This is a genomic window from Pseudoduganella sp. (assembly GCF_041914865.1).
Taxonomy (GTDB): domain Bacteria; phylum Pseudomonadota; class Gammaproteobacteria; order Burkholderiales; family Burkholderiaceae_D; genus Rugamonas.
Genome location: NZ_JAYSCO010000012.1, coordinates 36,349 through 49,479, shown reverse-complemented (window position 1 = coordinate 49,479; position 13,131 = coordinate 36,349). Strand labels below are relative to the sequence as shown.

The 13,131-nt window shown below is 56.3% G+C and carries 12 protein-coding genes; 7 read left to right on the top strand and 5 right to left on the bottom strand.

What is annotated here, in order from left to right:
• Positions 1-82 precede the first annotated feature (82 nt).
• Together ACE3TQ_RS08375 and tssF are read left to right on the top strand one after the other, a co-directional pair.
• A complete protein-coding gene (locus ACE3TQ_RS08375) occupies positions 83-838 on the top strand; it encodes a hypothetical protein (RefSeq protein ID WP_374581603.1) in 756 nt (251 codons plus the stop codon).
• A gap of 2 nt (positions 839-840) precedes the next feature.
• A complete protein-coding gene (tssF, locus tag ACE3TQ_RS08370) occupies positions 841-2,517 on the top strand; it encodes a type VI secretion system baseplate subunit TssF (protein ID WP_374581602.1) in 1,677 nt (558 codons plus the stop codon).
• 1 nt (position 2,518) lies between these two features.
• On the opposite strand, the gene ACE3TQ_RS08365 is transcribed toward tssF, so the two are convergent.
• The gene (locus ACE3TQ_RS08365) at positions 2,519-3,517 is read right to left on the bottom strand and encodes a tetratricopeptide repeat protein (RefSeq protein ID WP_374581601.1); all 999 of its coding nucleotides are present in this window, start codon (positions 3,515-3,517) and stop codon (positions 2,519-2,521) included.
• 172 nt (positions 3,518-3,689) lie between these two features.
• On the opposite strand from ACE3TQ_RS08365, the gene ACE3TQ_RS08360 reads away from it, so the two are divergent.
• The 5 genes from ACE3TQ_RS08360 to ACE3TQ_RS08340 are packed head-to-tail and all read left to right on the top strand — an operon-like array spanning position 3,690 to position 11,004.
• Complete coding sequence (locus ACE3TQ_RS08360) at positions 3,690-6,299, top strand: type VI secretion system Vgr family protein (RefSeq protein ID WP_374581600.1); 2,610 nt, start codon at positions 3,690-3,692, stop codon at positions 6,297-6,299.
• 2 nt (positions 6,300-6,301) lie between these two features.
• Positions 6,302-7,177, top strand: a complete 876-nt coding sequence (locus tag ACE3TQ_RS08355) for a hypothetical protein (protein WP_374581599.1) — start codon at positions 6,302-6,304, stop codon at positions 7,175-7,177.
• Complete coding sequence (locus ACE3TQ_RS08350) at positions 7,174-9,639, top strand: T6SS effector BTH_I2691 family protein (protein WP_374581598.1); 2,466 nt, start codon at positions 7,174-7,176, stop codon at positions 9,637-9,639. The genes ACE3TQ_RS08355 and ACE3TQ_RS08350 overlap by 4 nt, the downstream gene beginning before the upstream one ends.
• Position 9,640: 1 nt before the next feature.
• Positions 9,641-10,750, top strand: a complete 1,110-nt coding sequence (locus ACE3TQ_RS08345) for a DUF6708 domain-containing protein (RefSeq protein ID WP_374581597.1) — start codon at positions 9,641-9,643, stop codon at positions 10,748-10,750.
• Positions 10,747-11,004: a PAAR domain-containing protein gene (locus ACE3TQ_RS08340; protein WP_374581596.1), complete on the top strand. Its 258-nt coding sequence runs from the start codon at positions 10,747-10,749 to the stop codon at positions 11,002-11,004. Before ACE3TQ_RS08345 ends, ACE3TQ_RS08340 begins: the two co-directional genes overlap by 4 nt.
• A gap of 36 nt (positions 11,005-11,040) precedes the next feature.
• Here the strand turns inward: ACE3TQ_RS08340 and ACE3TQ_RS08335 are convergent, their stop codons facing one another.
• From ACE3TQ_RS08335 to ACE3TQ_RS08320, 4 genes are read right to left on the bottom strand one after another with little or no spacing between them, the layout of a single operon-like run.
• On the bottom strand, positions 11,041-11,685 hold the full coding sequence (locus tag ACE3TQ_RS08335) for a TetR/AcrR family transcriptional regulator (RefSeq protein ID WP_374581595.1): 645 nt from the start codon (positions 11,683-11,685) through the stop codon (positions 11,041-11,043).
• A 10-nt stretch (positions 11,686-11,695) separates the two neighbouring features.
• Positions 11,696-12,262 carry a hypothetical protein gene (locus ACE3TQ_RS08330; protein WP_374581594.1) on the bottom strand — a complete coding sequence of 189 codons (567 nt, stop codon included), beginning with the start codon at positions 12,260-12,262 and terminating at the stop codon, positions 11,696-11,698.
• Entirely contained in the window at positions 12,259-12,717 is a 459-nt protein-coding gene (locus ACE3TQ_RS08325; protein ID WP_374581593.1) for a hypothetical protein, read from the bottom strand. The genes ACE3TQ_RS08330 and ACE3TQ_RS08325 overlap by 4 nt, the downstream gene beginning before the upstream one ends.
• Positions 12,718-12,753: 36 nt before the next feature.
• Positions 12,754-13,131 (bottom strand): hypothetical protein, encoded by a 378-nt coding sequence (locus tag ACE3TQ_RS08320; protein WP_374581592.1) that lies wholly within the window; start codon positions 13,129-13,131, stop codon positions 12,754-12,756.

Here is a 13,131-nt window from a genome sequence, read left to right as displayed (position 1 = left end):
CAGCACCTTTGTGCTAACTCAAATGCTGCTGTGCTCGTAAGTGCCACCATTGGTCGGGCTAGCCCTGACTAATGGTGACACCATGCGTAATCCCAGATCCACTGCGCAGGCCGGACCAAATCTTTGGCACATTTCCGCCCTGTCCTGGGGCACATGCAATCTGCTGCTCTCGCTCTTTGCCATGCCGATCTCCTTCAACCCGACCGGCATGCGCCTGCAGCTTTGCCTGATGCTCGCCCACTTCGCGGGCGTGCTCTACCTGTGGCGCTTGGCCTCCCGCCGCGGCAACCCCGAGCGCTTGCTGGATACCGCACTGGTCACCATGGTCTTCATCTTCTTCGTCCCGCTCTGCATGCTCGTTACTCCCGCAATCGTCCTGGCCGCGTACGCCCTGCCATCGCCAGCATGGAAGGCAGTGGCAATACTCATGGTGTTAGCCGGCGCGATGCTCGCGCTGATCCGCACCTGGTGCATAGCAACCGACAAGGATACAGGCCGACGCTTCGAATCGTTCCTGGCAGACGAGCTCAAAGAACACGTCATCACCACCCGCTCCATCACCACGCTGCTCACGCATATAGGCCGCCACCCCATCGGCCCCACCCGCATCGACGGGTGGTCAATGGTCGCCGCAGTGGTTGCCGGCGCGCCGATCCTGCTCTCCAACATCAGCTACGACAAATCCAGCTCCAGCCTCGCCATCTGCGCGCTCATCACCACACCGATGGCCGCGCACACTTTCTCCCGCCTGGTCGTACACACCTACCTGTGGGTATATCGCCTGGCCCGTTTTGAACGCGAGGTTGGAATAAAAATCGTTGTCACCATACGCCAATGACCATGGACAAACTACTGCAGCACTACGAGCAAGAGCTGGGCCGCCTGCGCCACGCCACCCGCCAGTACGCAGAAGCCCATCCCGCCACCGCCGAAGCGCTGGAACTCGGACCCGACGCCAGCACTGACCCGGAAGTTGAGCGCCTGCTGCAATCGGTAGCCCTACTCAATGCTTCCATGCAGAAGTGCATAGAAGAGAACCGGCGCGAGTTCCACAGGGCCCTGCTGCAAACGCTGCAACCGGAATATCTGAGGCCAATGCCAGCCTGCGGCATTGTGCAAGTAGATGTACCGAGCCTGCACGCGCATGCAATTACCACCGTGGGCCATATCCCGCGCGGCGCAATACTGCGCGGCGGCGAGCAAAAGTTCACGACCGCGTACGACGTAGCCATTACACCCTTCATCATCGCCAGCGCAAAGTTCCAGCCCACGCTCAACCTGCCCGCCACCTTGCGCCTACCTGGCAATGCAATCTCCGATTTCATTATCACCATCGAGTCCGCCGCCAGCAGCATCGCCTTCGACCAGCCGCCGATCCCCAAGCTGCGCATCTTTGTCGACGCCGAGCCACCATTGCGCGCCGCGCTGCTGGACGCGATGCTGATGCGAAGCCTGTGCATCTCCCTGGAACTTGAAGGTACATGGCGCGTGTTGGCCCATTCACCCTTCGCCTCTGCTGGTATCGAAGCCGGTGAATCCATGCTGCCGTGCGAACCGGGCCCCCAAAGCCCGCGCCTGCTCTCGGAGCTCTACCTGCTGCCAGAGAAATTCAGCTTCGTCGACCTGGACCTGGAAGGAATGGCCAGCTTCTGCCCCAGCGGCTGCCGACGGATGTCGCTGCACATCCTGCTGCCGGGCGGCGCGGCAAACCTGCGCCAGGCGCACGCGAAGAACTTCCAGCTCGCCTGCACACCGGTGGTCAACCTCTTCCCCCAGACCGCCGAATCGATCCTGCTGGATGGACGAAGCGAGTGCTACCCCGTTGTGCCGCGCAAGCCGGGATGCGAAATCTACAGCGTGGGCGAGGTGACGCGGATAGATATGGAAGGCGAAAAGGCCATACCGCCGTTCCACGGCACGAATCACTCCATGCCAGGCCCGTTCTGGCAACTTGATTGCAACGACGGCTGTGCGCTCAGGTTTGTAGACCGCGAACAGCGCCCGGCCGGCCTGAAAACTGGAACCATAGGCGTGCAGCTGATGTGCACCAACAAGGAAATCAGCGAGTACCCCGGTGACCTGGTGTGCGACTCAGGCAGCTGCGGTTTCCCCATCCGCTTCCTGCGCGGAATGGCGGCCAGCGACGACGTGTCCGAACCCGGCGCGCTATGCGATGCCTTGCTTGGCGAAGACGTATCCCTGCCCATCCTATGCAAGATGCTAGAGCTTCGCGGCTGCAAATACACTGCCAGCCTGAAACGCCTGGTAGCCAAGCCAGCCACCGCCTGGATGCATCACCCCATGGGGCGCGTGCATATGCACGGCATCGAATACACGCTGGTGATCGACGAAGCCGGCTTGCGCGAGCACAGCATACACACCATGGCAGCACTGCTGGCGCTAACGCTGGCCGACAAGCTGCGCGAGAACCGCTTCGCCCAGCTGCGTATAGCGAATGAAGACGGCCTGGTGCTGCACTGCACCGAGCCGCAGCCCGGCACACGCAGGCTGGCCTGATTCAGTTGTAGACCTCCCAAGGCCACTCCATAGCGCCGTCGCCATTCGGCCGGCGCCGAACGATCTCAAAGGAGAGCCGGTCGTCTATGGATTCGATCAGCGCGCGGTACTCAGCCACTTGTTCCTTTGGTTGCGGAAGTGAGGTATTAATCGAACGCCGCTCGCGGCATGCCATGAGACGGGCGCGCTCCTGTAACACCAGCGAATGGTTGAAAACCCAGTAGAGGAAACGCTGCTCAACCAGGGCCTCTTCCCAAAGATCGGCATAGGAGCCCAGATACTGCTTGGCCAGGGGCGGCATCTCGTTAGCCCAGAAATGCATGACAGCATAGGGATTGGGCACATGGCCGTTAAAGATCATCTCCGCGATATAGGGATTGATCGCAATGCCTCGCCGGAAGGCGGTGGCAGCTTGCACATACTGCTCGTCGCGCAGGTGACATAGGCCAAGCTCGTAATAGTAGGGCGCGTACTCGGTGCCATGGTCGACAAACCACGCCTGCGCTTTCTCCTGCTCGCCCGAGCGCAACAGCGCATGGCCCATGACGAAGCGCACACCGCAGCTATCGTCCGGATCGGCGCGTTGGACTATGCCGCACCATTCAGCCGCCTTGCCGAAGTCGCGGCTGGCGATGTGGCACAGCAGGATGGTCTTCAGCAGGTCCAGATACGGGCGGTTGCCGTCGTGGTGCCAGGGAATGGGGCCGCAGAAGTCATCCGGGAACATCTCGTTGACCGCGCCAAGCCCGCGCAGCGCGGTGTTCAATGCCTTTGCATGCTTGCCTTTCGATAGATGGATTGTGGCCAGGATGTGGTAGGGCCGCAGCAACGGCGGGAAGTCGCGCATCATGTTCTCGCAAATGGAAGCCATGCGCTTCTGGTGAATGCGCCCGTCCACAAAAGCCTCCACCAGCAGCTCGAACCTGTCTGCCGTTTCCTTCGAACCGGGGGCGTTAAAGACGAATGCACCGGACTTGTCCTCAAAGACCTTGAATTCCATGGCGGGCTCCCAAGCGCAGTCGATCGGATGTGAAACCGATTGTAGGCAGCAGGGATGGATGGGGCCTTTGACAAGCATCAATCCGGCGCCGGCATTTGCTCTATCTCAACGTCGGCAAAACTTACGCGTGCCACCATAGGCCTTCGCGTCAACCAGACGAACGGAGACCGCCGTGGATAGCGCCCTGCTTAGCTTCTTCCAGCTGGATAAGGACCTGGTCACAGATAGCCGTCCCTTACGCCTGCGACTGGCGCACCCAACGCAGATGCTGGAAGACGTACTGCTGCCGCAGCAGGTGCACGGCAGCGAAGCCATTTGCGGCAGCCTGGAGTACCGCATTCTTTGCGTTTCGCTGGACGCCTTCATCCCGCTGAAGGAACTGATCGCGCTGCCCATCGCGGTCGACATCGTGACTGACCGTGGCGACTTGCGCAGCATCTGCGGCATTGTCACCGAAGCCAGCGCGGGCGACAGCGACGGCGGCCTGGCCAGCTACCAGCTGGTGATGCGCGACGCGCTCTCCATCATGGAAAAGCGCACCAACACGCGCGTGTTCCGCAACAAGAACGAGATGGAAATCGTCGAGGTGATCCTGGACGAATGGCGCACGACCAACCCCATCATCGGCACCTGCTTCCGCTACGAGACGGATGAATTGTTCCGGTCCGAGAAGTACCCACAACGCGAATTCACCATGCAGTACAACGAATCGGACGCCGCCTTCATCCGCCGCATGCTGAAGCGCCGCGGCATTGCCTGGTATTTCCGCGCCGAGCAAGACAAGTCGCCCACACATACGATGGTGCTGTTCAACCACCCCCACAGCCTGCAGCCGAATGCCGCCGGTGTTGTGCGCTATCACCGCGACGCCTCGACTGAGGAACGCGACACAATCACGTCATGGTGCGCGGTCCGAACCCTGCAGCCGGCCAGCGTGACCCGCTTCAGCTGGGACTACAAGCGGCCAGGCACTCCCGGCCTGATGTTCGCCAGCGCCGAGGGCCGTTCAGACCAAGGTGCAAACGGCAACTTCATGGCCGCCAGCCTGGATGACTACCAGGTACTGGCCCCGCACGCAGGCGACGACTACGACGACCTCTGCCAGCTCGGCGAACTTGCCATGAAGCGCCACGACTTCGACTCCAAATGCTTCTACGGCGAGGGAAGCGTGCGCGATATGTGCGTGGGTGAGTACTTCACGCTGGAAGGGCACCCGGAAGTCGACAGCCACTACGGCAAGGAATGCGACTTCGTTGTCACCTCCATGCAGGTTACGCTCACCAACAACTTGAGCCAAGCCATGGCGGAGAGGGTTCAGGGCCTTTTCTCGCGAAACCGCTGGATGGCCGACGCCGAGCACGCGCTGCCAGGCCACTCACGCTACAACACCAGGATTCAAATCGGCTTTACCGCCGTGCGGCATGGCATTCCTATCGTTCCTGCCTACGATGCGCGGACAGAGGTGCCAAACGTGCCGATGCAAAGCGCAATGGTCGTTGGGCCAAGTGGTGAAGAAGTGTATTGCGATGAACTGGGGCGCGTGAAGATTAGGTTCCGCACGACACGCAAGAAAGACCATGACCATGCACAAGGTGCAGGCGCACGGGACAATGAGATGGACTCGGCGTGGGTTCGAGTTTCTAGCAACTGGGCTGGAAATGGGCCAGGAATCAATTACCAGTGCGGTGCACTGCACTTGCCGAGGATCGGAAGCGAAGTGCTGGTGATGTTCGTAGGGGGAGACCCAGATCGGCCAGTAGCTATCGGTCAAGTGTTCAGCGAAGCAGGGAGCCCGCCTGGGCTGAGCCGGAAGGGCGAATTGCCAGGGAACCGGTACCTCTCGGGCTTCCGTAGCAGGGAGGTTCACGGCGGACGAGGAAATCAGCTCCGGTTTGACGACACCAAAGAGCAGATAAGCGCACAACTAGCCAGCGACCATGGGGAGACACAGCTTAACCTTGGTTTTCTTACGACTGATCGCTCGGACGGCGTGGCTGAAAGTAGAGGGGCGGGGGCCGAGCTACGGACAGAGTTAGCGGCGACGATTCGAGGTATGGCGGGTGTACTCATCACCAGTGAGCAAAGTGGAGGGGAACAATGTGGTTCTCTTCACCGCACCGAACTAATGGAGCTGTTGGGTGGAGCGCGGAAAGTTGCGGAACAGCTAGCGAGACTTGCCAAGCAGTATGCGGCTGACGACGACGAATGTAAAGAGATAGGTTGTATAGAGAAGGTGCTGGCGCAATGGGATAAACACGGCGAGCCTGTGACCGCAATAAATGGGTCATCTGGCGTTGCAATCACGAGTGGCGAATCAATACTGGTAGGCGCTGCAAATGACATTGATGTTTGCAGTAGCGAAGCGACTCGTCTTTCGTCGGCAGGAATTACCTACATTCGTTCGGCCAAGGGCGTACGCGTGTTTGCGAACCGTGGTGGAGCGAAAATCGTGGCAGCAACCGGAAAGATTGAGATGAAGTCGAACCTGGACGCAATTGAACTAGTAGCGAAGAAGGTAGTAGAGATCATTAGCACGGCAGATTGGATAAATCTCAAGGCAAAGCAAGGGCTGCGCTTGCACGCAGGCGGAAGCGAACTGGTGATTAACGCGGATGGGATTAAGGGGTATACGTCTGGGAAAAGTGAGATGCACGCATCTGATCACCAGACGAAGAAAGGGAAGTCTGTGAAGGTGAACTTCCCCGGAGGAAGCGGCTGCGAAAAACAGGCTGGGAGCGCTGCGCAATCAGGCCAGGCTTCTTACCCTCTTAGTGGGAGTTAGCCATGAAGCTCCTTGAAGAATCGTGGCAACCACCGGCTGACCATGGTTATGCACTGCTGGAACCATCCAACCGCCCACATTTTGTCGAGGAAGCTGCCCTGGCAGGACTTCCATGTACGCCTTGCGGAGCGGAGAGAAGCGAACATCTGATGCCACGGCTAATTGACCTGGGCCGTGCCTCTGAGTCGGATCGAGAGCTTTTTCAAGATTTGTGTTCTGGCGAGCTTTCCGAAGTACGGCCACCATTCATCTGTGCCTGGTTCGCAAGTGACCTGACGGTGAATGAGTTGAGTGCATTAGTTGCGGAGCCGCTGGTCGGAAGTATAGGGGGCCGTCGTTTGTTATGGCGATACTACGATCCGCGCGTACTTTCGCTGGCATACAGCGTGTTGACGCCTATGCAACGCGATGCGTTATTTCATGGGATCAAGAGCTGGGCCTTTCCTTGGTCTTCTCAATGGTGGTGTATCGAGGGACATCAGTCTTGCGCCACGCATCTAGAGCGCGCCTATCAGTCTTGGCCAAGCAATGATCAATGGATGACGATCTCGAGTAGTGAGATCGTTCACCGAATCCATTCCGAGATTCGCGCGAGACGAACCATTCAAGTGCGAGATTTGCATGTGGTTCAGCAACTTTTAGTTAGTGGTATGCGCGAGGCAGCCGTCTTATTAAGACTGCAAGACAGTATTGAACAGGCCGAGTATGCAAGACTGCTTGTCCTTTATGGCGACGCCTTCAGATACCACCGCTCGTTGGAAGGTCTTCGTTCGAAGGTGGCATCGGGGAGGATGGCCTGGGCTGAATTTTGCAATGCGGTGAGCGAGGATGAACTTGAGCGCCTTATAGATGGCGTTAGAAGCTATTCACTTTCATGAGGCACAGCATGGAAAAGCAGACCTGCAATTTCTGCAGTCGGAGCGGAATATTCTTTTACCCAGTACGGTATGCCGTTGCGTGCCCTGCGGGAGTGGCTGGCGTCCCTGGCCTCCCGGAGAATTTTCGGGTTGAGCGTGGCCCACAAGATATCAGCCCTGCCAAATACGCATTGCGATCCCTCAGGTCTGGGTACTTTTATGTGTATGACGAAAAGAGAAAGAAGCTATCTGCATACATTGTGCAACCAACTGGGCTACTTGTTCAGTTCGACCACGAATATGAACCAGGTAAGCCCACCGCGGGTGGTACGGAAAGTTGCTCAAACCCCATGAGGATGATAGTTCCAAATTGCTTTTGCGTAGATCACTCTGAATCAGACAAAGTGGGGCGGATCTGGTGCGGTTGGTCCAATACGTTCTGGACCAAGCGGCTTAGGTCAATGGTTAGTGATGGGGCTTGGCGGAAATTGCATATGCAGTGCATTGATGTGCCGGCTTTGCTGAAAGGGTCTACAGCACATGCTGGAGAGTTCAACGCGGTGGCGGAAAGCATTCCACACCTGAACTCTAGTGATAAGGCCTTTAAGGCTGCCTTCGGATTTAGTGGAGCATCCGCTGATATAGAGTCAAGGCGCCGACATCTGCGTACCCGTCTCGCAGGAATCTTCCCCAAAAGTAGCGCCGTCGGGAAGGGTTTCGTTATTGCTGTCAACGACCCGGTCGGGATAGCGAACGACATGAGTGAACTCACTTTGCCGACTGACTACGCTGGCTTTGACGAATCAGTACATCGCGGCTCCGTGTGTCTCAATCTGCTGGAATCGCTGGAAGCGGGAGTCAGAGACAAGGCTCGACTCAATGCTGAACAAAGGCACGTCCTTGGTCCAAAACCAAACTTGGAATTTTTTGTGATACGAGGCGTAGCCGTTGCCAAAGAGGAGCGAAATATTTTCCACAAAAGCGAGGCTGAGCGGGGGAAAGCTATCCAGGAGGAGGTGGAAAAGGCTTGGAATGAGGTCGTATTTGAGGATGGTAGGTCTTTGTTGGAAACCGTTCAAATTAAGAACTTTCCCGTGACGTACGCCAGTGCATTGCGAAAATTTGAATCGAAAGCTGCGAGGCTCGCGACATTACACCGAGATTGGCTCAAGGCCGACCAACTTTCCGAGTGGATGCAAGGCGTACATGACGACCAAGATATTCGGAGTGGATATGCATATCGCGAATCCCTCGCGCAGTGCATTGGACACGGTGCCAGCACTAGCCAATGCAAAGAGCTTCTCCATGCATGGCTTAGCGCTGAAAGCGTTAGTGAGACGAGGAATTTGTTGAGCAGGGCGATTCTGTTCAATCAGACCCAGCTTGTGAATGCTACATCCCCGCATATGAAGTTGAGTGACTTTCCAACGGAAGGAATTTTAAATCTTTACAAGCGGGCACTCGAAACAGTATCTAAAGGCGAGGAAGCTAAGCTTATCGATCGTCTGATTCTTACAATCGCAAACGTATTGATTGAAGTGCTACGACATACTACCTCGGCCTTAGTTCGCAACAAGGTTACGATTTGTCTTGCCCTTGTCGGAAGAGTGGTTATCCGGACAGCAGCCAAAACGAAACAGGATCTGTTGGACTGGGTCTTGAAAGCGGCGAAAATCACATCCAGATCTTCTACGCCATTTGCCCAGAGTGCTGGAACTGAGATTTTCAGTTCGGCCAGTACGATCACAACTCGTCGAGGTGATTCTCGGAAGGTTTTCATCCTAGAGATCGATGTTGATTCGAAGGGGTTGGGGACGGATCAATTTATAAAAGGTAACGGCGAAGTGAAGATACCGTACCTAGATGCGGAGCGGGCTGGCGGGGGAGCCTCAGACTTTAGGCTGGGCTTGGTTACTGCAATAGTTCAAATTGTTGCCCTTTACTTCGCGTTAAACGACTTGGAGGAAAACAACCGGTTTAATAGAGTTGAAACCCAGGCTAAAGCTGTCGGCGCTGGTCTTAGCGTATTAATGACCGCTACAGAAACGGTCGGGAGTACGGTGACCAAGTCCGTTGGTCACCCGCTTTCCCTTTATCTTCTTGAACACTGGAAGGTGACATCCGCCACATGGGGAAGGGTCGCTGGGCTTGCGAAAGTAACTGGTGCCTTAGCAGGCTTGGTGGGCGCATTCTTTGACTTCCAAAAGGCGCACATTGCTGTGAGCAAAGGTCGCTATGGCACAGCGTTTACCTATACAGTATCTGGTGTAGTTGGCACGGGGCTAGTAGCTCTTGCCTTTACTACGATCCCAGCGTTGTGGATTTTGCTTCTGGGTGCGATTGCCTGTGCACTTATTTTACCCTACTTGAATCGTGCGGAACTTCGTACCTGGATCAGTCGATGCTACTTTGGCGCTGACTTGGACAAGTATCTTTCAGCGGAGGAAGAGCTCAAGTGCTTTAACGCGGCGGTTGGAGGGTAGTATGGATGAACGGATCTTTCCTCGAAAACTTGGAGAACCAGTCCCTGAGTGGGAGCGTAATCATCGTCTGCCTATCAATGGCAGAGTGGGGCCGACTTGTTCGGACGATGGGACGATTTTTCGCCGCAACAGAGTCTACATGGATGTTTGTGATCAACCATTCTGCTCCAGGCAGTGGATAGCGGCGGCCGTATTGGTTGCGATAGTTGGCGCGTTTGTGGGCCTGTATTTCTCGGTGTTGCCATTTTATCTCGGCCGAATAGATCCGAAGCATCTGTCTGGCGTATTTTTACTGGTTTCTTGGTCGATGCTTTCGATGCTCGGTTTTGGATACGCGGCATTTTACTTTGGTCGGGATGAGTTCTTTTCGCTAACACGCCGAACTCTACGCTTTCATCGGCTACAAAAAAAGTTATTTATCGTGCGACGTCGAAGATTCTTTGCGAAAACTGGCGAAGGTGATATTTTTTGGGAAGTTCCATGGAGTGACGAAACCATATTTTGTGTTCATGCAGGTAAAAAAAATGGAGTTAGAAATTACCAGATAGTGGGCTATATTCTGGATGGTGCAGGCAATGTTGATCGTGCCTTTGCGATCGGTAAAGACTGGGAAGGGAGCGAAGGTCTTGAGAACCTTTTGGCGCAATGGAATTACTATTGTTCCTATATGAATGAAGGGCCGGAAGCCACACCCGAGCCAATGCTTTACTTAGCTGAGGAGGAGAATTTCCGAGAGTCTTTCTTACATTGTATGTATGAGTTTGGCCACTCCGCCGGTTTGGTATTTCGTGTGGTTCTTATGCCAGCGTTCCTGGTGCTGACGGGTATACGAGTTCTGGCGTTGGCGACCTGTCGTCCGCCCATCTGGCCGGCTGAGGTGGAGCGTCTTTGCGTGATAAGCGAAAACGATCCCCATACGCAGCCATCCGGGGAAACCCCTGTCGGTTGGGCCGCAACGGTGGTGGCCAAGCACCATGGCAAATACCCGTCCTTTCCCCAGCGAGAAGTCGCAGCTTGGTCCGGTCCCGGTTCGGCCGAGAATGCCAGGCTCTGGTCAGCTGAGTTATCGCCGCTGAACTATGCAGTGCTATATCCTGCGGAGGTTGTATGAAGGACAGTAAAGGCCGCGGCATCATCCGCCTTGGTGACAAGACCACGCACGGTGGAAAGGTTATCAGCGCCGTGAGCGACTTCAAGGTTCTCGGAAAGCCCGTTGCTGTTGACGGCGACATGACATTTTGCCCGCAATGTCGCGGTACGTTCGCCATCAAGCCAAGCCATAGCGAGCGTACTCATAACGGTAAAGAGGTTGCTTATGAAGGCCATCGAACGACCTGCGGTGCTAAGCTGATATCTTCGACATGACGGGAACGCTCATTTGGAGTTGACCGCTGTGACAGATTAGGCATGCCGATGCAGGATTCCTCGCATCAGAACATCAATCAGCACATCCAAATGCCGATCAAACTCGTCATGCTGAAACCATTCCTCACCATCGCCAAATACCAGGCGTAGCGACACCATGCCATGCAAGCCCTCCCAATAAATCTGAGCCATGGCTTCCGCCTGGCCTGCGGGAATTGCCCCAGTAGCGGCCAGGTCGGCAAAAAGCTGGCATGCGAACGCATAAGGATCCTGCATCGAATTGCCATGCTCAACGTGCGAGCTTTCCACTGGCGCGTGCGGACGGCGTTCCATGAAGACCAGCGCATACTGGTCCGGATGCCGCATGCCGAACGTCACATACGCCCGCCCCACGCGGCGGATGTTCTCCAGCAGCGGCAGCTTGGCATCCATCGAGTTGCGCATGGCCTTGACCAGGTCGAGCAAGTCGCTGTCCATGGCCTGCGTAATCAGCGTGGCCTTGTTCTGGAACAGGTTGTAGACCACGGTCGTTGAGAACCCGGCCTTCTCCGCAACCTTGCGCAAGGTGATTTCGCGTGCACCGCCGGTTTTAATGAGTGAGCGGACGGCCTTGATAATGTCTTTGCGGCGCTGCTCTGACTCGCGCGCCTTGCGCTGTTCAACGGTATTGGATTTGTTCATGCTGTATTCATTAATCTGCGCCGGGTTGGAGGAAGCGCGCAACTTCGTCGCTGGTGGCGGGGACATCTTCTGAAGTTGGCCTGCTGATGATCTCGGTCAGATGGTATCGCCCTGGTGCGCCATCAATAACGATGACGTACCCACTCTTGGTGCACATGCTAATGCCGCCCCAGCCTGGATAACTGGCGCTGAATGTATAGAGTTCCATGCCGGGTTCGATCACGGCCTTGAACTGCTCCCAGACGTGGTTGAGGTGCCCGAATGGCAAGCGTGGCGCCCCGCCTAAAGGATCGCCTACCATTTCGCATTGCTCAACCTCTTCGATTGTGACCCTGCGCCCAAGTTCTCCAGGCTCAATCTCGAATGCGAAATCATCCCGGCAACGCATGCGAGGCGCCAGCTCCTTGCTGCGCAACTCGCCAATGAAGAGCGGCAGCCCCAATGGCCAGATAAGGGCAAACAGAACGAGTGCTGTCCATGCAAGACGCTCTTCTTCTTTTTGCGTCACAAGCCGATGGACGTGTACAAACATCGCAAGCAGCGCGCCGATGCCAAGATACCAGTACAGGTACATCATGAGCGGTCCACCCTGGCATCCGGTTCGGACTTCAACCATACTGGCTGGCCGGAACGCATTCTCACGCCGGTTACAACGCCGCGCTGCAAGGAAACGATCATCTCGTCTTCATACTCGCTGGCCCAGCCCATATGGACGTACTTGCGTAGCTCACCTGTGGGAACGCGCAGTTCGGCGCTGAACCAGTGCGCAAACACGCGCTTGGGGTAGCCGGGGAAGAAATGCTCCAGCGTTGCTTTGCCTCCGCACTCCATGGTCGCGCTGATTCCCACCAGGTACAGGCGGCCATCCAGTACTTCCCAACTGCCGATGTAGCCGCGCCAAAGAGCCGTATTGGTGCGGGGTTTTAGACGAACAGCCCGTCCACCCAAGGCAAAGAAGTCGGATAGGGGCGCGGTGCACATCGCCATGGCGACGCCTTCGTACACCAGGTTCTCCATGAATTGCGCAGTCATTGCCCGCTTCCCTGGCGTGGGTGGCCGGGGGCGTAATCACTCGTCATCCTGCTCCCAATCCTCAATCTCGATTTCCTCCTTGCCCAGGTCCCACACCATGGATGAAAGATGTATGTCGAACCAGTCATGCAGCATCTTCCTGCTACGCGCCTTCGGCCACATAGATTCCACTGTAAACCAGCCCATGAGATAGTTTTCCAGGAATGTCCTCCAATGCTGGTTGACCCAACGCACAGCATCTTCGTGCGTTTCCAGCGTTTGAGAAACCAGGAAGACTTCTGGCTCCTCGCGAAGCTCTTCCAACGTTATGTCCATTGGGTTGGGATCCACCCGCAGCAGCCAGTCCAGAACGGGCTGTTTAGGCAACAGGAAGATGGCTGAACGATTGATCGAATAGCGCGGTGGACTTTGCAT